Source organism: Proteus mirabilis ATCC 29906 (genome assembly GCF_000160755.1).
Classification (GTDB): domain Bacteria; phylum Pseudomonadota; class Gammaproteobacteria; order Enterobacterales; family Enterobacteriaceae; genus Proteus; species Proteus mirabilis.
Genome location: NZ_GG668578.1, coordinates 577,334 through 597,716, shown reverse-complemented (window position 1 = coordinate 597,716; position 20,383 = coordinate 577,334). Strand labels below are relative to the sequence as shown.

Genomic DNA, 20,383 nt, shown 5'->3' with positions numbered 1-20,383 from the left:
GCGTTTAGCCGAAGAAGAAGCTCAACGTCAAGCGCAACTTGAAGCTGAACAAGCACGCCAAGAAGCGCAAAGAGCAGAGGCAGAACGATTAGCTGCTGAACGTGCAGAGCAGACTCGTTTAGCCGAAGAAGAAGCCCAACGTCAAGCGCAACTTGAAGCTGAACAAGCACGCCAAGAAGCTGAAGAAAAAGCGCGTATTGCACAAGCACAAGCCGAAGCGGAAGATATTGTCGCGTTACGCGAAGAGGTATTAGTCGATAAACCCGTAGAGCAAGAGAGACCGAAAAAAGAAGGCTTTTTCTCTCGCTTGAAAAAGGGATTATTAAAAACACGACAAAATTTAGGCTCCGGTTTTATGGGGCTATTCCGCGGTAAGAAAATTGATGACGAGCTTTTCGAAGAGTTAGAAGAGCAGTTGTTAATTGCCGATGTGGGAATGGATACCACTAGCAAGATCATTAACAGTTTGACTCAGCATGCTAGTCGTAAAGATCTCAAAGATGCTGAATCTCTTTATGGTAAGTTGCGTGAAGAGATGGGCGATATTTTAAATAAAGTGGATAAGCCATTAAATATTGAAGGTAAAAAACCTTTTGTCATTTTAATGGTCGGAGTTAATGGGGTCGGTAAAACGACCACTATCGGTAAGTTAGCCCGCCAATACCAAGCTGAAGGTAAATCGGTGATGTTAGCTGCAGGAGATACCTTCCGTGCAGCGGCGGTTGAGCAACTACAAGTTTGGGGTGAGCGTAATCATATCCCTGTTATTGCTCAGCATACGGGGGCTGATCCAGCATCGGTTATTTTTGATGCTATTCAATCGGCGCAAGCAAAAGGTGTCGATGTTCTGATTGCGGATACCGCGGGACGATTGCAAAATAAATCTCATTTAATGGAAGAGCTGAAAAAAATCGTCCGTGTAATGAAAAAATTAGACGAGGAAGCACCACATGAAGTGATGCTGACACTCGATGCCAGTACAGGGCAAAATGCTGTTAGCCAAGCAAAATTGTTTAATGAAACGGTTGGGCTGACAGGATTAACCTTGACGAAACTGGATGGTACTGCAAAAGGGGGCGTTATCTTCTCTATCGCTGATCAGTTTGGTATTCCTATTCGCTATATCGGCGTCGGTGAAGGTATTGAAGATTTACGTCCGTTTAAGGCCGACGATTTTATTGAGGCTCTGTTTGCCCGCGAGGAGTAGTTGTAATGATCCGCTTCGAACACGTCAGCAAGGCTTATTTAGGTGGAAGACAAGCATTACAGGGGGTTGATTTTCATCTTCGCCCTGGTGAGATGGCTTTTTTAACCGGACATTCTGGTGCTGGTAAAAGTACATTGCTTAAATTAATTTGTGGCATAGAACGTCCAAGTGATGGCGCTATTTGGTTTGCTGGTCATGATATCAGTAGGCTAAAAAATAGTGAGATCCCTTTTCTACGTCGTCAAATAGGGATGATCTTCCAAGATCACCATTTGCTGATGGACAGAACGGTTTATGACAATGTCTCTCTACCTTTGATTATTGCAGGCGCAAGTGAAGAGGATATTCGACGCCGAGTTTCAGCCGCCTTGGATAAAGTCGGACTACTTGATAAAGCGAAAAATTACCCTATCCAGCTTTCAGGGGGTGAACAGCAACGGGTGGGAATAGCTCGTGCTGTTGTGAATAAACCCACGGTGTTATTGGCTGATGAGCCAACAGGGAATCTTGATGGTGAACTTTCAGAAGGCATTATGCGTCTGTTTGAAGAGTTTAATCGCGTGGGGGTTACCGTGTTAATGGCAACGCATGATATGACACTTGTAGAGCGCAGGAATTACCGTATTCTAACCTTAGGTCAAGGGCGTATGGTGGGAGGACAAAATGGCTAAAGGAAAACACTCCCGTAAGGCAATGCCAACACCAAAAGCGAAAACAAAAGCATTACGTGGTGGACGCCGTGAGCAGTGGCGTTATGCATGGCGTAATACCATGGCCGACTTTTTACGCCAACCCCTCTCTTCTTTCTTAACGGTGATGGTAGTAGCGATTTCATTAACACTACCTAGTATCTGTTACATTGTCTGGAAAAATGTATCAACAGCCGCAGAGCAGTGGTATCCCACTCCGCAACTGACGGTCTATCTTGATAAATCTCTAGATGACAGCTTAGCGCAGGCAACGATAAAAAATATCGAGGCATTAGATAAAGTCGAAGAGGTTAATTATCTTTCTCGTCAAGATTCATTAGTGGAGTTTCGCTCATGGTCTGGATTTAGTAGCGCATTAGATATGCTAGAAGAAAATCCATTACCCGCTGTCGCGATTGTGACTCCTGTTATGGATCCTAATGACGAGCAATTAATGGTTAATCTGCGTGATGCAGTGGCTAATATTGCCGGTGTTGACGAAGTGAGAATGGACGATAGCTGGTTTACTCGGTTATCTACTTTAACCTCATTAGTTGGACAAATCGCAATGGTGATCGGTAGCTTAATGATTGTGGCACTGCTATTGGTTATTGGTAATAGTGTTCGTCTTAATATTTTCAGTCGTCGTGATACCATTAATGTGATGAAATTAATTGGTGCTACTGATGGCTTTATCATGCGCCCCTTTTTAAATTGGGGTTTAGTACTCGGCTTTATCGGGGCTATTTTTGCGATTATTTTCTCTGCATTATTGGTATGGAAGTTATCTGATGTCGTTACGCAAGCGGCGACCGTATTTGGAACGACTTTCTCAATATCTGGATTAGGTTTTGATGAATCGGTTATTTTGATCCTCGTTTCGATGACCATTGGCTGGTTTGCTGCTTGGTTGACCACCATTCAACATTTACGTCAATTCACACCAGAATAGCCATATTAGTCCCTTTTTTCCTTTTTATTATGGCGGGTTGCATTATTATGGCAACCTTGCCATTTTATCAAACCCCTATCTTTGGCATAATAATGTTCTACACTTAACCTAGATGAATTGAGTACTATTTTTAATAGATGAATTTGCGGTTTGCTTGGTAAAGTACAAAGATATGTAAACATAGATGCGATATGAACCTTTAGTCTTTATGCTGGTCAATAATGTTGTAAAAACATAATATCTACCACCAACGATGACCTGTTAAGTACTATTAGAAGGTTCTTCCTGCTCACCATACAGTATTAATATTAATTATCTATTTGATTTTCATGAGGATTTGAATGACAAAAGAAATGCAATCCTTAGCATTGGTTCCGCAAGGCAGCATTGAAGCGTATATCCGTGCAGCCAATTCCTATCCGATGTTAACGGCAGAGGAAGAAAAGGAACTGGCTGAACGGCTGCATTACGAGGGCGATTTGGAAGCAGCGAAAACGCTGATCCTTTCTCATTTACGCTTCGTTATTCATGTTGCTCGCAGTTATTCAGGATATGGTTTACCTCAGGCGGATCTTATCCAAGAAGGTAATATTGGTTTGATGAAAGCGGTGCGCCGCTTTAACCCTGAAGTTGGGGTTAGACTGGTTTCTTTCGCCGTGCATTGGATCAAAGCCGAAATTCATGAATATGTGTTACGTAATTGGCGTATCGTGAAAGTCGCGACAACGAAATCACAGCGTAAACTGTTCTTTAATTTAAGAAAAAACAAAAAACGCTTAGGGTGGTTTAACCAAGATGAAGTCGAGCTAGTTGCGAAAGAGCTTGGGGTTTCTGAGAGCGATGTGCGTGAAATGGAATCTCGCATGTCGGCACAAGATATGGCATTTGACATGAGTGCTGATGATAGTGATGACTCACATCCTGTAGCTCCGGTGCTATTCTTAGAAGATAAATCTTCTGACTTTGCTGATGGTATTGAAGAAGATAACTGGGATAACCATGCAGCTGACCGACTGACTTTAGCGATAAAAACACTGGATGAACGTAGCCAAGACATTATCCGCGCTCGCTGGTTAGAAGATGATAATAAATCAACTTTACAGGAGCTTGCAGATAAATATGGTGTTTCTGCTGAGCGAGTTCGCCAGTTAGAAAAAAATGCGATGAAAAAATTGCGTTTAGCGATTGAAGATTAATCACATTTTAAAGCCAATCCAACCTCTCTGATTGTAGAGTATGATATAAAAGCGATATTGATATATCGCTTTTTTTATACGCGGAGAACATGACGTGAAAGAGATAAAAATAGTTATCGCCCCAGATCCTTTTAAAGAGAGCTTAAGTGCCAAAGAGGTGGCAGAGGCGATTAAACAAGGCTTTTCACGTTATTTACCTGATGCTGATTATTGTTGTATTCCTATGGCCGACGGCGGTGAAGGTACAGTAACGTCATTAGTTGATGCTACCCATGGTCGTTTTATCACAACGCCAGTTTGTGATCCATTAGGTAAACAGGTAACAGCCACTTGGGGAGTGTTAGGCGATAATACTACTGCCGTGATTGAAATGGCACAGGCATCAGGTCTTCATCTTATCCCTTCATCTCAACGCAATCCCAATTTAACGACGAGTTATGGTACCGGCGAGTTAATTTGTGCCGCACTAGATTTGGGGGTTAAAAAGATCATTTTAGGCTTAGGAGGAAGTGCTACAAATGACGGCGGTGCAGGTATGATGCAAGCGCTCGGTCTTGGCCTTAAAGATAAGTCTGGAACATCTTTGCCTTTTGGTGGACATGCATTAAGTCAACTTCATTCTATAGATATCAATCAACTACATCCAAAACTTGCCTCTGTTGATATAGAGATCGCCTGTGATGTAACTAATCCATTATGTGGCGAATTGGGGGCTTCAAAAGTCTTTGGCCCGCAAAAAGGGGCGACAGAACAAGATATTGCGCAACTGGATAGCGCACTACACCATTTTGGTACTTATCTTGAGAAAATGACACAACGCACTCTTATCAATATTGCAGGAAGTGGTGCAGCAGGAGGATTGGCTCTGCCTTTGCTGGCATTTACGCAAGCAACACTTTCACCAGGTATTGATTTGGTTGCTAACGCTGTTGAATTAGAAAAACAGTTAATCGATGCAGATTTGGTCATAACTGGCGAAGGGCGAATGGACAGCCAATCGGCGCAAGGTAAAACCCCGATAGGTGTTGCTAAATTAGCTAAAAAATACCATCGCCCAGTGATTGCATTAGTTGGTGGTTATTTACCAGATTATGATGTGGTTCATCAGCAGGGTATTGATGCGGTTTTCTCTATCATGCCTGGTGTTGCCACTTTACAACAAGCCTTTGATAATGCTGAGCAAAATTTACAGGAAACCGCTTATAATGTAGCGAGGCTTTATGCTTTATCATTGCAGAAATAATCATAAGTATCAGCCTGTAATGAAGTAGCAAAATGATGATGCGCTAAAAAAGCCTGTGCTACAGGATCGTTGATTTGCCCTGTTTTCAATAAAGCTTGCCAATGTGTAATGGTTGGATTTTTTTCAAGGCATTGTGTTAGTAAGTAATGCCCAACACCACGACGACGAGTCACTTCTCTTACCATAAAATCACTGATAAGCGCTGTTTTTGCTTGGTATTTTATACGACAAGCCGCTAGTAATCGCCCGTTAAAACGGGCGACAAAAAGAGCATGCTCTGTGGTGATTGGTGCAGTGAGTGCCATTTGGTACTCACTATCTTGCCAAATTTTCCCTAAATCTATTTTATCTTGTGCTGAAAGCTGCGGCAGATTTTCAATGGTTAGTTTCATCAAATGTCCTGTTAGTCGATGGTTTGTCGTTGTTGTTTTAATGTGGAAAGTAGCGTTTTGATGGCAAAACACAATGCCAAACTTGTTAAGATCACACAAGAATAAAAGACATATTGATAATGATTATCGGTGACAAAATAGCTTGCGACCATAGGCCCTGCTGCCATACCACAGTAGCGGATAAAATTATAGATACCCATTGCCGTTGCTCTTACTGAACTAAAGTGGCTGGTTAATAAGGTCGTGTGTGTAGGCATAGTTAATCCTAAAGAGAGACCATATAACACCGTTAATATTAACATTATTGGTAATGAGATTTGCCAAAATAGGGCAAATAACGACAACATGGCAAGGTTTATACATGAAGTTATGATCACACCATATTCAGCGCTAAACAAATGACAAACCTTACGGTAAAGGTAACTGCCTAACACCAGTGCAATGGACATAGGAACATAAAGCCCACCTATTTCACTGCTATTTAAGTGATAAAGGTGAAAAGCAATTAAAGGTAAAAATACTAATAGGCAGAAGTAGTTATAAAACACCATAAAACTTATCACAAAAACAGATTTACCCTCTGGGGCGGCGAGCACTTGTCGCATAGCAGATAAGCTTTTAACGGACTGTTTTTGTTCTGGGCGAGTTTCAGGTAAATAAAACAGATGGGCAATCAGCAAAACAAGTCCCACTATACTTAAGAAAACAAAAATACTCTGGTAGTGATAATGTTGTGCTAAATAGCCGCCCAATAAAGGACCACTCGCTGGAGCTAATGCTAGCAACATTTGATAACTTCCCATTGCTTTAGCACGCTCATTCCCTTGATAGAGATCACCTAAAATAGTTGCTGCAACAACAGGGATGGCAGCGATACCTATGGCTTGGATCACTCGTCCAAAAATTAATAGATTAATAGAATTAGCCCATATACAAATAAGTGCGCCGATAATTGAAATCGTTAACCCACTGAGCAAAATAGGTTTTCTGCCCCATTTATCAATCAATGAACCATAACATAATTGCATAACAGCCATAGCAAAAGTGAAAGCTGATACCGTAAGGTTAACCAGTGATAATGTGGTATTAAATTGCTGCTGGATCAATGGCAGCACAGGAGTATAAATATTTTGTGCTAGAGAGCCTAATAAAGCGCTAAAGCAAACAAGGTAAAACAGACTACGGATTGATAATTTCATTATATTGCCTCTTAATTTTGTTTCCATGGAAACAAAATAGATAATAGCGATATTTTGATTGTTGTAAATAGTTTTGGTATTATTTTTTAAAATATTTTTTCCAAGGAAACAAAATGACAAAACAGCAAGTAACCACACAGGAATTGCTTAATGGTTTAAGTGAATTGTTGCATTTAAAAGAAGCAAATAATGATGAAGGCCATAAGAAAGTATTAGCAGAGAAGGGGTTAGAACATTATTCACTCACAGAGCTTCATGTGATCCATTGCATTGGTGAAGAGAGTATGCGCAACCTCACAACGATCAGTGATTATATGGCAATGACACGTGGGGCAGTCTCAAAAATTTGTCGTCGCTTACAGAGTAAAGGCGCTATTGAGAAAATAAAATTAGCGGATAACCAAAAAGAGATATTTTTTATTTTAACCACTGAAGGGGAAAAGCTGTTTCACGCTCATGAATTGTTACATCAACAATCTCAGGCAAAATGGATAACCTTATTTGAACAGTATGATCAAAATGAAAGGCGGGCAATTAAACGCTTTTTAGCTGATGTTGCAAATCGTTTTCGCCACAAAGAAAAAGCATAAAGAAAACCCCCATATGGTTAAATATAGGGGCGATAAAGTTTATTTTTTATCTTCGGCAATGCGGTTACGAATATTGTCAGCACGCTCTTTTGATGGTGGGTGAGAATCAAACATGCTTGAATCACTACCACCTAATTTAGCTAATTTTTCAAAGCCAGTCACTAAGCCTGAAGTATTGACACCGCGTTTTTTCAGCAGATCGTAAGAGAAGTTATCAGCTTGTGTTTCTTGGTGTTGAGAGAACTGGGCATTAACCAGTTTTTCACCCATTTCTGCTAACTGGGAACTACTTAATTGTGCTGCTACTCCCCCCGCTGAAGAGGCTGCGGTACGTGCCGCAACGGTGGCATGTGCTACTTGGATTGCTTTACGTGTATGGCCTAATGCTACGTGTCCCATTTCATGACCCAATACACCTTCCACTTCGTTGTCAGTCATGATGTCCATTAAACCGCTATAAACACGCACACAGCCGTTTGCCATCGCCCATGCATTGACATCTTTAGTGAGATAAACTTTATAGTTTACTGGAGTACCATTAACTTCATTACCTAACGCTTTCGCGATATTATTTAAGCGTTTAGTGTAGTTACTATTTGCAGGTGCAATTTTGTTTTTAGCATCCATTTCTTTACATGCATCATTAGTTAGCGCTTTGACATCATCATCACTTAATGTTGCCGCTTGGAAAAGTTGTGTACCTGATTGCGCTAACATAGAAGTATCAAGATTTTTACAGCCAGAGAGTAATGCCGCGGATACCATCACTGTCGCAAGTAGTTTTATTTTCATTATCAATTAAGTCCTTTTCTGCTTAGCAGTTTAATATTATTAGTTGCACATTAAATGCGAGCAAAAGAATAGCAGTGCTTATCTAGTGGTGCAATATGCGGATATTCCAATTATATTATTCTACTGCTATAAAAAATTATTTTTATTATTTTAAACGCGTATTTTTCTATGTTTTAAACTTATTATATAAAATATTAAAATCCTTAATAAGTGTACTTTTATTAATGTAAGTAATCATGGTTTTTAAAATGGATTTAAAGGTATTTATTGTAAAATTTTTATTAAATTTTAATATGTTGTAAATTTTTTATCATCTCTCTTTTAGCAAAGATTAATCGCAATGGATAGCATCAATATAATCTACTTTATACATTTTAAGTGTTAAGTATATTGATGTTATGTGTGTTTTCTCATCAATGAAAAAATAATAGCAATGCTAAAAACATTGCTATTAAGATTAAACTGAAAATGAATCACAGAGAGAATAAATTAAGAGACTAATCGTTCACTTAACAACATGGTAGGACGTTCAATTCGTTTTTGGGTTTGTCGATCAAAAAAATGTAGATTTTCTGGATAAATAGCAACACCTATTCTATTACCCACATTAACACCATGATCGTTTGCGGCTCGAATAACAATAGATTGTTGGTCACAAGTGGTGGCGTAAATTAAAACATCAGCCCCTAAAGCTTCAATAAAATCGACATTAGCATGAAACAGTGGATTTTGTTGATTTATGAGCAAATGTTCAGGACGTAATCCTAGTTGGATCTCACCATTAGGTAATGAGTGGGCAGAAATAGCAAGATGACCATCCGCAATTTCAATAATACCGCGATTGATATGAGTGGTTAAAATATTCATCGCCGGTGATCCCATAAATGTTGCCACAAATACAGAAGCTGGGCTTTCATAAATCTCTAAGGGGGAGCCAACTTGTTCTATATGACCTTGGTTTATTACTACTAATTTATCCGCCAAGGTCATGGCTTCCACTTGATCATGAGTGACATAAACAGAAGTAGTGGCTAATTTTTGCTGAAGCTTTTTGATTTCAAGACGCATTTGTACGCGTAGTTTGGCATCAAGGTTAGAGAGTGGTTCATCAAATAAGAAGACTTTGGGATCACGGACAATCGCTCTGCCCATGGCAACGCGTTGGCGTTGTCCACCAGAAAGCTCTTTAGGTTTTCTATCCAGTAAATGGCTTATTTCTAGCATATGAGCAGCGCGATCGACTCGGGCTATGATTTCAGCTTTGGGGACTTTTCGATTACGCAAACCATACGCCATATTGTCATAGACAGACATATGTGGGTAGAGGGCATAATTTTGAAAAACCATCGCAATATCTCGCTCACTAGGCTCATGTTCATTTACGCGTCGATTATCAATCAGTAAATCGCCATCTGTGATGGTTTCTAATCCCGCTATCATGCGCAGTAGTGTTGATTTTCCACAACCACTAGGCCCTACTAAAACCACCATTTCGCCTTGCTCAATAGAGAGATTGAGCGTGGAAATTGCTTGATAACCATTAGGATAACGTTTTTCTAAATTAGTCAGTGTTACGGTAGTCATATTATTTCTCCGTATCAACAAAGCCTTTAACAAAGGCTCTTTGCATCAAAATGACGATAAAGACAGGTGGCAACATTGCAATTAAAGTGGTTGCCATAATTTTGTTCCACTCAATCACGCCATCAGATACGGCCACCATCTGTTTGATGCCCATGACAATGGTGTAGTACTGAGTATCTGTGGTGATAAGCATTGGCCAAAGATATTGATTCCAGCCATAGATAAAGGTGATAACAAAAAGTGCGGCAATATTGGTACGGGATAAAGGCAATAAAATAGTAAAGAAAAATTTTATTGGCCCTGCACCATCAATTTTGGCCGCTTCAATCAGCTCTGGGGTGATGGTAAGAAAAAATTGGCGAAACAAAAATGTAGCCGTTGCACTCGCAATCAGTGGAATGGTCAGTCCTGCATAGGAGTTCAACATATTAAGATTTGTCACTACCTCAAAGGTCGGCATGATCCGCACTTCGACGGGGAGCATCAAGGTAAAGAAGATTGTCCAAAAAGCCAGCATTCTGCCAGGAAAACGAAAGAACACCACGGCGTAAGCGGAGGCAATAGAGATAACCAATTTACCAATAGTGATCACCAACGCCATAACCAAAGAGTTCAATAGCATACCATTAATGGTAATTGCACTATTTTGAGTCGTTCCCGCTGATGAAAAGAGCGTTTTAAAAACCTCGATACCCTCCTGACCAAACCAAAGAGGCGAGCCTGTGGCAAATTCGGTATTTTGGTGGGTAGTCGCAACAACAGCGATCCATACCGGAAATGCTACAGAAAGAATGCCAATAATCAGAATAAGATGGCAAAAAGCGTGGAAGAGAGGTCTACGTTCAACCATTAGTAAGCCACCTTTTTCTCAACATAACGAAATTGAATAATGGTCAATATGGCAACAATCAACATTAAAATAACCGATTGTGCCGCTGATGAGCCTAAATCTAATCCAACAAATCCATCGTTATACACTTTATAAACTAATGTTGAGGTGCTATTACCGGGGCCACCTTGGGTCATGGCATGAATGATGGGAAAGGTGTCAAAAAAGGCGTAGGCAAAATTCACCACCAATAAGAAAAAAGTTGTCGGCGAAATTAATGGCAAACTAATGGTAATAAAACGTTTAATTGGACCACTGCCATCAATGGCTGCTGCTTCTAGCAACGATTTAGGCACAGATTGTAACGCGGCAAGAAAAAACAGAAAGTTATAGCTTATCTGTTTCCATGTGGCGGTTAAAATCACCATCCACATTGCATGAGATGTATTTAAGACCGGATCCCAATTGATACCGATTTTGTTTAATACTCGGCTTAATACACCAATGGTAGGATCGAGCATAAACAACCAGAGAAAACCTGCGATAACAGGAGCAATAGCATAAGGAGCGATAAGTATTGTGCGGTAAAACAATTTACCCCGTAATATTTGCTCAGCAATACCCGCTAAAATAACCGCAGATAACATTGAAAGTAATACAACACTGGTACTAAAAATAAGCGTGGTGATTAAGCTGTCAAAATAATAATTATCATTAAATAAGCGCTGAAAATTTTCTAAACCAACAAATTCACTACTAAGGCCAAAAGCATCTTCTAACTGAAAAGATTGCAACAATGCTTGTCCAGCCGGCCAAATAAAGAAAACTAAAGTAATGGCTAATTGAGGGAAGATCAGCGCGATAGGTAACCATTTTTGTTTAAAGTAAACGGATTGGGAAGCCATACTGTATCCAGAGATCTGACAAAATAACAGGCGAACACTTATTGATGTTCGCCGAATACCAAATACCTTACTGAGTGCGTTCAAATCGGCGTAGTTGTTCATTTCCCCGTTTAACCGCATTATCCAAGGCGGCTTGTGCGCTCTGTTTGCCTGACCACACTTTTTCTAATTCTTCATCGACGATTTCTCGCGTTTGTAAAAAGTTACCAAAGCGCAAGCCTTTTGAGTTTGCTGTAGAGTCAGAGGTGGTCATTTGTAAAATAGCCGTATCAGCACCAGGATTTTGCTGATAGAACCCCTGTTGTTGTGTTAATGCATAAGCGGCTTTCGTCACAGGTAAATAACCGGTTGCTTGATGCCAATCTGCTTGTACTTCAGGACTAGAAAGATAGGTAAAGAATTTAGCGACACCGTTATATTCAGCATCAGGACGACCTGCCATTACCCATAATGAGGCACCTCCGATAATGCTATTAGCGGGTTTATCAACTAAAGTATCGTCATAAGGCAATTGGCTAACACCAATATCAATGCCTTTCATATTCTCTTTAATACCCGCAAAGCCTGCAGATGACTCCATCACCATGGCGCATTCTTGAGTATAAAATAGCGGCATAGCATCAGATTGGCGGCCACCATATTTAAAAATACCGGATTTAGACCAATCCGCCATGCGTTGGATATGAGCAACAAACGGTGCCTGATTAAATAAAAATGAGGTATCAGTCCCATCAAAGCCGTTATTTTTGGTGGCGATAGGTAAGTTATTACGAGCGCCAAAATTCTCTATTTGGGTCCATGATTGCCAAGTGGTGGTAAAACCACATTTCACGCCAGCATCAAGTAGTTTCTGAGAGACAGCCCCCATCTCTTTCCATGTTTTAGGAGGTTGCTCTATGCCTGCTTGTTTAAATAGTGCTTTGTTGTAATAAAGCACAGGCGTTGAGCTATTAAAAGGTAGAGATATCATCTTACCATCGCTGGTGGTGTAATAAGCGGTAACTGTCGAGAGGTAGCTATTAGGATCAAATGGCTCGTTGGTTTTTTCCATTAATTGGTAAACAGGAAAAACGGCTTTTTTAGCTCCCATCATACTTGCTGTTCCCACCTCAAACACTTGAACAATCGCAGGTTGGTTTTTGGCTCGAAATGCAGCAACAGCGCTGGTCATCGTTTCTGGATAAGTCCCTTTATAGACAGGTTTGATCACATATTCTGATTGGCTGGCATTAAAGTCTGAGGCAATTTGATTGACTTTTTGACCTAAGGCGCCCCCCATAGCGTGCCACCACTCTATTTCGGTTTTTGCGTAGGTTGGTGAAGTAAATAATGCTATTGCTATGGCAAGCGTACTGAAGGATTTAATCGACATGCAAAATTTCCTTTTTATTTAAATACGAAAGGCGCAATCTAATTTAAGAAATACCCTAAGCGTTCTTTATGACAAATGGGTGACAATTAAATGAAGATATGTTGATGGTGTGACTGTCAAATTGCTGTCATAAATGGTTGTCATGATGGCGATATCAACGAATAAGGAGAGAAAGATGAAAATAGCCGCTCATAGAGGATTTTCTGGAAAGGCACCTGAAAACACATTAGCTGCATTTAAAATGGCAATTGATTTTGGGTGTGAATGGATTGAAACCGATGTGCAATTAACGGCAGATCATGTACCTGTACTGATCCATGACAAGACGGTTAATCGTTGCACGAATGGACAAGGTGCGGTGCGCTTTCATAGTTTGGATGATTTACACCGTCTTGATGCAGGCAGTTGGTTTAGTTCACTTTATCAAGGGGAAAAAATTCCCACACTAAGACAAGGTTTGCAGTTGATAAAGCGCTCAGGCACTAAGCTCAATATCGAACTTAAAACATGGCCTGATGATGATGTAGAGCGCTTATGTTTAGCGGTATCTGAAATGATAAAAAGCGCAGATATCCCTAACGAACAAATCCTGTTTTCCTCTTTCGATACTCATGCATTAATGGTGATGAAACGTTATCTGCCCGCCATTCGTCGAGGACAGCTATGGGATGATATTCCTGATAATGCACTAGAAACTTTACAAGCTATAGAGGGGTTTAGCGTGCATTGTAATTATCAATATTTAACGCAGCAACAAGCGGCTATGTTGAAACAAGCAGGCTATGAAATTTATTGCTATACCCCCAATGATCCTAAAGAAGTGAAAGATTTTGAAGCATGGGGAGTCGATATGTTGATCACTGATGTCCCAGATATTTATCAACAGAATTAATGTGCTTTTTATAAGGTATCTGAGTGAATGACACAGATGCCTTATAATGCTTATTTTTATCACTAATCTGTCAATATATGGCTAGTAGGATAGGCCTTATTATAATTATGAGGATTTAACCGTGCAAATAATCCCATAGTTAATATCACTAAGACAGCATGAAAAGCCCAAGCATAGGTAAAACTACCATCATCTTGTTGTAGCCATACTGCGATCAGCGGCCCAAAAGAGGCAATAATAAATCCGCCACCTTGCATCAAGGCTGATAGTGCTCCTGCGTGTAATGGATGAGGAACATGATCTAATGCGGCAATCATCATCATTGAGAAACAACCACCCAACCCACAGCCTAAAAAGATACTCCATAGATAAGGGGCGCTCATTGGCATTGTCATCAGCGCTAAAAATCCAATAAGTTGGCTTGTCAGTGTTAAAAGTAGCCAAAAACGGCGATCATGATTTTTGGCAGCAAGAAATGGAATAATTAATGCTGCTGATGCTTGAAAAAGTGACAAAATAGCAACTAATGAGCCACTTTGTGCACTTGGCATACCTAATGATTGATAGAAGGGAGCTAACCATGCCACCATCGAAGCGTAGCCGGCATTAACAAAGCCAAATCCAACAATTAATAAGGCTGTTCTTGGTCGCCAAATCAATGTATTAAGTGGCAGTTTATTGGTTTCGGAAATATTCTTTTTAATTGATAGCGTAATAGCAACTAATGCGACGCTTGCGGGTAACGCAAACCAAGCAAGAGCCTGTTGCCAATTGCCATCAGATGCCGTAAGAACAGGGGATAACTGAGCACCTAATGCACCTCCTCCCATTAGCATGGCTGAGTAGAGACCCATCATAATGGGAGTTTTCTGTCCAAACCACGCTTTGATGATGCCAGGGAAAACCGCTTGGATATAAGCGACACTTAAACCACAAAATAGAGCAGTAATAAGTAACTGATCACCATCAGAAACATAGGCACGAGAAAACGATGCTAATAATAAGATAAGCATCGCAATTTGTAGCCCTCTACGAGCTTGAATATAAGGTTGTAAAAAGGGCACAACCAAAGCACCGACTCCCATTAAAATCATGGGTAATAACGTGAGTAATGAGACTTGGCTATAGCTCATGCCTGTTGAAGCAATAATATTGTCAATAACAGGGCCAGGCCCGGTTAAAAAAGGGCGTAAATTTATTCCTACTAAAATGATAGTAAGGACAATCTGCCACATATTTTTTCGTGGTAAGGCTGTCATAGTAATTCCCTGATAAACATCAAATTTGTCTATTGTATAGACAAAGTTTGTCTAAAAAAATGCTAATAGTAAAGATAAAGTATCATTGTTTTCAGTTAAGGTTAGCATTATTAACAGAATATAGAACTCTAATCTGAAGATGATATTTTCCCGAATTTGCTCTATCAGTTGTTTCCTAAGTAAATTTATCTAAATGATATTTGGTTTCTTTTATATTAATATTAGCAGGAAGGTGTAAACTGGTTTATTATTTTATACCGAAAAATATAAATAACTAAGGTAAGTTAATGTTGAGTATGGAAAAAATTAAGCAACCCTATTGGCCAGCATTAAAATTGATATTAAGTTCACTTATTGTTTTTAGTTTCTATTTGAAACAAAGCCATACCCCTGACTTTTCATTACTGATTAATATATTTGATTTAACATTAATTCCTATGTTTGTTTTTATTATCGGGTTTATTACTAAAAATGGGACATGGAAAAGTTGGCGTGATAATTTATTGGCTGCCTTAGTGATTTATGCGACTTTCCAAACTATTGATATGATCCCTCTTTATTATTCAGGGCAATTTGACCTTAATACTTACCTTCTTTTTCCTCAAAATGGTGTGTGGTTTTTTCTTGCTACACCTATTTGGCAAGCTTTTTTCCTATTGTTACCTTCATACATCAGACATCATAAACCAATATTATTCTCTCTTCTGCTTGTCAGTATTTTGCTATCGTTGTTAACTAAAGGCTATGAAACTAAACTATCCACTTTCTTGGCTATAATACAATATTTTCCATTTTTTATTATCGCTTATTTAGTAGACCAACAAACTATTGCTAAATTGAGAAGTCAATCTTCTGTGGTTATTGCTTTAATAAGTTTATTATCAATATTTATACTTTATTATCAATCTAATATCAATTATATTATTCTAACAAAATTAGAAGGGAGTCTATTTTTTGCAAAATTAATTATATATATTATCTCTTTATTGATAAGTTTTATTTTAAGCGCAGGGATTATTTACCTTGCACCAACCACTCAAAAATACGCTTCTCTTGCCAATAATGCGTTAGGTGTTTATTTAATTCATCCAATTATTTGTTTTATCCTTTTACAAGGCATAATCTTTTTTCAGTTATCTCTTACATTACCGATGGTTTTTGCACTCATCATTATCACGATTAGCCTAGCACTATTATTGGCATCAATTAAGCTTATTCATTGGTTTATTAGCCCAACTTTTAATATCCGATAGCTTAGTCAACATGAGTGGAGAAGAATGCCATTAATTTTTCTCCACTAAGAATAAAATCGTATGTTCACTATTAATTTGTTTTATTTGTATAAATCAATTATTTTATGTCTTTAATGACATTTAATAAATTAATAATGCGATATTTAGTCTATTTAGGACTTGCCGGTGTATTGCTCAGTTTTCCTATCTCATTTGTAGTAAATATCTTTCTTCTTGATGAAGGATATAAAACGTGTGATAAAATTTCGTGGCTATCACCCACTACATATGTAAAAGAATTATCGTTTTACAATAACAAAAAAGCCCTTAACAAATAATGAAAAGGGCTTTTTAATTCAATGTATTATACGACTTCTATTAATTCATGCCGTATTTTTATTCTTTTAGCTCTCATGCTATCCGATGTTATTTTAATTTCTAATAAAATCAAACGGATAACAAAAATATATACTGTATATTGTTCCAGTGCTTATTGACGTTTTCGCATTTGTACATCAAACTGTGGGGTACACGGTGGGGTACTCAATATGATGACTGGTGTATGAACTAACTTTTTTAATTGTCTTATAACCAATTGATATTGTTTAATTAAGTGCTCAAAATGATATGAACTAACTTTCTGGTGCGTTATGGCAGCTTTAAACAAATTAACTGATAGAAAACTCAAAGCTCTTTACGGACAGGAACAGGATAAGCCTATTAAGTTGGCGGACGGTGCGGGGTTGATGATCCGTGTTACTAAAAAAGGCGCTATCAGTTGGATTTTTAAATATAGAATTGGGGGTAGAGAGACGGAGGCTAAAGTTATTACTTTAGGTCGATATCCTGATATGAGTTTAAAGGAAGCTAGAGAACTCCGTGATAAGTGTCGTAACTGGCTGGCATTAGGCAAAGATCCAAAGCTACAACTAAATATAGAGGTTCAATCCTCATTAAAGCCTGTCACTGTGAGAGATGCTTTAGAGTATTGGGTTGAAAATTACGGGAAAGATAACCGAGTTAATATAGTTAGGCATGTGGCTCAATTAGAAAAGCATATTTACCCTTATATTGGTGAAATGGCTTTAAGTGATTGTGAAACCCGCTATTGGTTAAATTGCTTTGATAGAGCACGACAAGAATCACCCGTTGCAACTGGCTATGTATTTCAGATGTGCAAACAAGCTTTAAAATTTTGTAGAGTTAGGCGATATGCTGTTAGTAGTGCTCTTGATGATTTAACTATTCCTGATGTTGGTAAGAAACAAAATAAAAAGGATCGGGTACTTACTGATAAAGAACTAGGGGAATTATGGCAATCACTCAATGAGAATAAACATATTCCTTACTATAAGCATTTAATTAAAATTCTTATTATTTTTGGGTGTCGTTCGCATGAAGCTAGATTATCAGAGTGGAAGGAATGGGACTTTGATAATTGGATTTGGACTGTACCAAAAGAACATACAAAAACAAATGAGAAGATTATTCGTCCAATACCTATTTATATAAGAGATTTCATTAAAGAATTATATTCAGTAAATAAAAAGACAGGTTATTTATTGGGTGAATTAAAAAAAACTGAGGCAGTCTCTCAATATGGACGTAATTTATGGGTGAAATTCAATCACTCTGAGCCTTGGACATTACATGATTTAAGGCGGACATTTGCAACAAAGCTAAATGATATGGGCGTATTTCCTCATATTGTAGAGCAATTACTAGGTCATGCTCTACCAGGAGTAATGGCTATTTATAATAGAAGCCAATATTTACCTGAGAAATTAGATACACTTAACAAATGGTGTGAGCGATTAGATTTATTGTCTGGTAATTATGAGAATTTAGTTATTTTAAAGGCGGGGTTAAAATGAGAATTAATAAGAAAAGTGATTTACCTAGTTTTTTTGATTTGAGAAAATATACAGACTTTAATAACTTGTCAGACGAAGATATTTTATCTTTACTCGTATATCGTGCAGATTTGTATAATTGTTCTATTGAAAAATCTGATGCGGAGTGTTTATTGTCCAATCCACTGATTGGCTATTCACCTGAAGAAATAAAAACAATGACGCTTCAAATTGGCAATGATAATAATGATAGTGTAAAGCTGTCAGAGACAAGCTGTATACATCCTACGAGTTTATTTGATTTAGAATTTGATTATGAATATCTTGGTGAAGAATTAAGAAAAAAATATGATATTAATAATAGTCGTGAGAGCTTATTAAGGTTTCTTAAACATGTAAACATATCACTAAGCGCTATAGAAAAAATAAAAAAAATTGATGATGCCGAAATTATAAATATAAAAGTAGATCTTAGTTATTCTGATGATTTTATATTGAATGACATAAAAAAATTAATTCCAATATGGAGAGATGAATTAAATATATGCACTAAAAATAAACAAATAGTTCCATCATGGGAGATTACACGAAAAAAATTAATTGAGTATTCAGTGTTTCCATTAATTGATTTAAAGTTATGGGCTAGGGCAAATAATTGCACTATAACAAATAAAGTATTAGCTGTTACATTATTTCCTTTAGGTGAGTATGGGGAAATGAATTTAATACAAACAATTATACCATTTGTAGATAAAATTCTTGATGTTTTTTCTATAGAAAAATTTATTAGGGAAGTTTATCTTAAATAAAAAAACGATACTTATATTTTACAAATTTAATTTTGTTTTATATGGTGTTACTCATAGATAAAACCTACAAAATACCCTCACGAAAACACAAATACAGTGAGGGTTTCATGCAAAATCAATTTTCAACACCAACACCAGAATCACGCCGTTCTATTCTTGCCGAGTATGGCGAACAGTATGATCGCCTCATTCGCGAGAAAGAACGTCAACGCATCACATCTATTTCACGCACAACAGCTTACACACTAGAAAAAGAAGGGCGTTTCCCTACGCGTAAAGCATTAGGGCGTAATTCTTGCGCGTGGCTATTAAGTGATTTATTGCTATGGGTTCGTAACCCGCCCGCCGTGGAAAATATTAATAACCCATATAGCCGTAAATCGAACTAGCACAATTAATTGTTAATTACACTCAATTAATAAAATACGAATTTGCGTTCGTTTGCATACAAAATAGTTCAAGCTAAATATGTTGTCGCGATAGCTCTAATTAATTAAATAAAAGAGAAGAAATATATGAAATTGGAAAAAAACAGCTTAATTGCTGATGGATTCGCTCACCCTAAAATCAGCTCGGAGACTATTTTAGTTCAGCACAAAACAGAGCCTAGAATTGATAGCCGCCTGTTTGCTAAACGCATCGGAATTAAACATAAGAACCTTTTTGAATTAGTAAAAAAGAATACAAAGAATTTACGTCAATTTGGAACCCTTCCGTTTCAAACGGAGCGATTAAATACTGAACAATTAGGTTTGCGTGAACATAAATACGCCTTACTCAATGAAAGCCAATTTGATTTTATGTGCCGTATTGTTCGTGGTCGCAATCATGAGCAGATGACTCAATTCAAGCTGGACGTAACCAAAGCATTTAGTAAGAAGCGCGCTGCTGAACCTATCCGTCGTGAATATCTACCACATTACCATGAGTCACGCGACGCACTCAGAGATTTAGGCGCAGAGAAACATCACTTCATCAATCTAGCCCGTACAGAGAACCGATTAACAGGCTTACTCACAGGGGAACGTGCCAGTGCAGACGAACAACAATTAGGTTTATTAGTCTGTATGCAGAAAATCGAACAGGCAGCATTTCAGGATGCTATTGATTCAGGTTTATCGGCTACTCAGGCATTGCGCGAAGTCAGTAAACGCATTGAGCAGTTCGCTAGCTTAATGAGTCCTACGGTGCGGATTGGTGGCTAATATGACGAATACCCTATATTCAACAAAGGCTATTTCCTACCAAGTGAATGATTCCCTACTGGCAGGCAATAACTCAATTTGGGCTAATCGGCCACTTACTAAAAACTTAGTAAGCCAATCAGCGAAAATTTACGCCAATCAAGCAATCCTAGCCACCAATGGTGGATGGGATAACGGTAAACA

Annotated in this window: 21 protein-coding genes; 13 read left to right on the top strand and 8 right to left on the bottom strand. The window is 38.3% G+C overall.

Annotated features, from left to right (window positions below):
• The 5 genes from ftsY to HMPREF0693_RS10740 form a co-directional block, all read left to right on the top strand.
• Positions 1-1,207 (top strand): signal recognition particle-docking protein FtsY (gene ftsY, locus HMPREF0693_RS10760; protein ID WP_004245386.1); only part of this gene is annotated, 1,207 nt, incomplete at its 5' end.
• 5 nt (positions 1,208-1,212) lie between these two features.
• Positions 1,213-1,878: a cell division ATP-binding protein FtsE gene (gene ftsE / locus HMPREF0693_RS10755; RefSeq protein WP_004245385.1), complete on the top strand. Its 666-nt coding sequence runs from the start codon at positions 1,213-1,215 to the stop codon at positions 1,876-1,878.
• Positions 1,871-2,848 (top strand): permease-like cell division protein FtsX, encoded by a 978-nt coding sequence (ftsX, locus tag HMPREF0693_RS10750; RefSeq protein ID WP_004245384.1) that lies wholly within the window; start codon positions 1,871-1,873, stop codon positions 2,846-2,848. The genes ftsE and ftsX overlap by 8 nt, the downstream gene beginning before the upstream one ends.
• A 341-nt stretch (positions 2,849-3,189) precedes the next feature.
• A complete protein-coding gene (gene rpoH / locus HMPREF0693_RS10745; protein WP_004245383.1) occupies positions 3,190-4,044 on the top strand; it encodes an RNA polymerase sigma factor RpoH in 855 nt (284 codons plus the stop codon).
• Between the two features lie 94 nt (positions 4,045-4,138).
• Positions 4,139-5,287: a glycerate kinase gene (locus tag HMPREF0693_RS10740; protein ID WP_004245382.1), complete on the top strand. Its 1,149-nt coding sequence runs from the start codon at positions 4,139-4,141 to the stop codon at positions 5,285-5,287.
• Here HMPREF0693_RS10740 and panM read toward each other — a convergent pair.
• Positions 5,263-5,679 carry an aspartate 1-decarboxylase autocleavage activator PanM gene (gene panM, locus HMPREF0693_RS10735; protein WP_004245381.1) on the bottom strand — a complete coding sequence of 139 codons (417 nt, stop codon included), beginning with the start codon at positions 5,677-5,679 and terminating at the stop codon, positions 5,263-5,265. The genes HMPREF0693_RS10740 and panM overlap by 25 nt on opposite strands.
• Before the next feature lie 11 nt (positions 5,680-5,690).
• On the bottom strand, positions 5,691-6,878 hold the full coding sequence (locus HMPREF0693_RS10730) for an MFS transporter (protein ID WP_004252729.1): 1,188 nt from the start codon (positions 6,876-6,878) through the stop codon (positions 5,691-5,693).
• Positions 6,879-6,991: 113 nt separating this feature from the next.
• Here HMPREF0693_RS10730 and HMPREF0693_RS10725 point away from each other — a divergent pair, with 113 nt between their 5' ends.
• Positions 6,992-7,468, top strand: coding sequence for a MarR family winged helix-turn-helix transcriptional regulator (locus HMPREF0693_RS10725; RefSeq protein WP_004245379.1), 477 nt, complete (start codon positions 6,992-6,994; stop codon positions 7,466-7,468).
• A 39-nt stretch (positions 7,469-7,507) separates the two neighbouring features.
• Here HMPREF0693_RS10725 and loiP read toward each other — a convergent pair whose 3' ends face one another.
• From loiP to ugpB, 5 genes are all read right to left on the bottom strand, one after another.
• Entirely contained in the window at positions 7,508-8,260 is a 753-nt protein-coding gene (loiP, locus tag HMPREF0693_RS10720) for a metalloprotease LoiP (RefSeq protein ID WP_004245378.1), read from the bottom strand.
• A 489-nt stretch (positions 8,261-8,749) separates the two neighbouring features.
• Positions 8,750-9,844, bottom strand: coding sequence for a sn-glycerol-3-phosphate ABC transporter ATP-binding protein UgpC (gene ugpC, locus HMPREF0693_RS10715; protein ID WP_004245377.1), 1,095 nt, complete (start codon positions 9,842-9,844; stop codon positions 8,750-8,752).
• Position 9,845: 1 nt separating this feature from the next.
• On the bottom strand, positions 9,846-10,694 hold the full coding sequence (ugpE, locus tag HMPREF0693_RS10710) for a sn-glycerol-3-phosphate ABC transporter permease UgpE (protein WP_004245376.1): 849 nt from the start codon (positions 10,692-10,694) through the stop codon (positions 9,846-9,848).
• A complete protein-coding gene (gene ugpA / locus HMPREF0693_RS10705) occupies positions 10,694-11,578 on the bottom strand; it encodes a sn-glycerol-3-phosphate ABC transporter permease UgpA (RefSeq protein ID WP_004245374.1) in 885 nt (294 codons plus the stop codon). Before ugpA ends, ugpE begins: the two co-directional genes overlap by 1 nt.
• A gap of 67 nt (positions 11,579-11,645) precedes the next feature.
• Positions 11,646-12,950: a sn-glycerol-3-phosphate ABC transporter substrate-binding protein UgpB gene (gene ugpB / locus HMPREF0693_RS10700; RefSeq protein WP_004245373.1), complete on the bottom strand. Its 1,305-nt coding sequence runs from the start codon at positions 12,948-12,950 to the stop codon at positions 11,646-11,648.
• 175 nt (positions 12,951-13,125) lie between these two features.
• Between ugpB and HMPREF0693_RS10695 the strand changes: the two genes are divergently transcribed.
• Positions 13,126-13,842, top strand: coding sequence for a glycerophosphoryl diester phosphodiesterase (locus HMPREF0693_RS10695; RefSeq protein ID WP_004248889.1), 717 nt, complete (start codon positions 13,126-13,128; stop codon positions 13,840-13,842).
• 62 nt (positions 13,843-13,904) lie between these two features.
• On the opposite strand, the gene HMPREF0693_RS10690 is transcribed toward HMPREF0693_RS10695, so the two are convergent.
• The gene (locus tag HMPREF0693_RS10690) at positions 13,905-15,101 is read right to left on the bottom strand and encodes a cyanate transporter (RefSeq protein WP_004245371.1); all 1,197 of its coding nucleotides are present in this window, start codon (positions 15,099-15,101) and stop codon (positions 13,905-13,907) included.
• 296 nt (positions 15,102-15,397) lie between these two features.
• Between HMPREF0693_RS10690 and HMPREF0693_RS10685 the strand changes: the two genes are divergently transcribed.
• From HMPREF0693_RS10685 to HMPREF0693_RS10665, 6 genes are all read left to right on the top strand, one after another.
• Positions 15,398-16,354, top strand: a complete 957-nt coding sequence (locus HMPREF0693_RS10685; protein ID WP_223842443.1) for an acetyltransferase — start codon at positions 15,398-15,400, stop codon at positions 16,352-16,354.
• A gap of 104 nt (positions 16,355-16,458) precedes the next feature.
• Positions 16,459-16,671 (top strand): DUF1240 domain-containing protein, encoded by a 213-nt coding sequence (locus tag HMPREF0693_RS18595; RefSeq protein ID WP_004245368.1) that lies wholly within the window; start codon positions 16,459-16,461, stop codon positions 16,669-16,671.
• A 312-nt stretch (positions 16,672-16,983) separates the two neighbouring features.
• Positions 16,984-18,207: a tyrosine-type recombinase/integrase gene (locus HMPREF0693_RS10680; protein ID WP_004245367.1), complete on the top strand. Its 1,224-nt coding sequence runs from the start codon at positions 16,984-16,986 to the stop codon at positions 18,205-18,207.
• Entirely contained in the window at positions 18,204-18,995 is a 792-nt protein-coding gene (locus HMPREF0693_RS18345) for a DUF6387 family protein (protein ID WP_004245366.1), read from the top strand. The genes HMPREF0693_RS10680 and HMPREF0693_RS18345 overlap by 4 nt, the downstream gene beginning before the upstream one ends.
• Positions 18,996-19,102: 107 nt before the next feature.
• Positions 19,103-19,384: a helix-turn-helix transcriptional regulator gene (locus HMPREF0693_RS10670; protein ID WP_004245365.1), complete on the top strand. Its 282-nt coding sequence runs from the start codon at positions 19,103-19,105 to the stop codon at positions 19,382-19,384.
• Positions 19,385-19,510: 126 nt separating this feature from the next.
• Positions 19,511-20,200, top strand: coding sequence for a Rha family transcriptional regulator (locus HMPREF0693_RS10665; RefSeq protein WP_004245363.1), 690 nt, complete (start codon positions 19,511-19,513; stop codon positions 20,198-20,200).
• Positions 20,201-20,383: the final 183 nt, after the last annotated feature.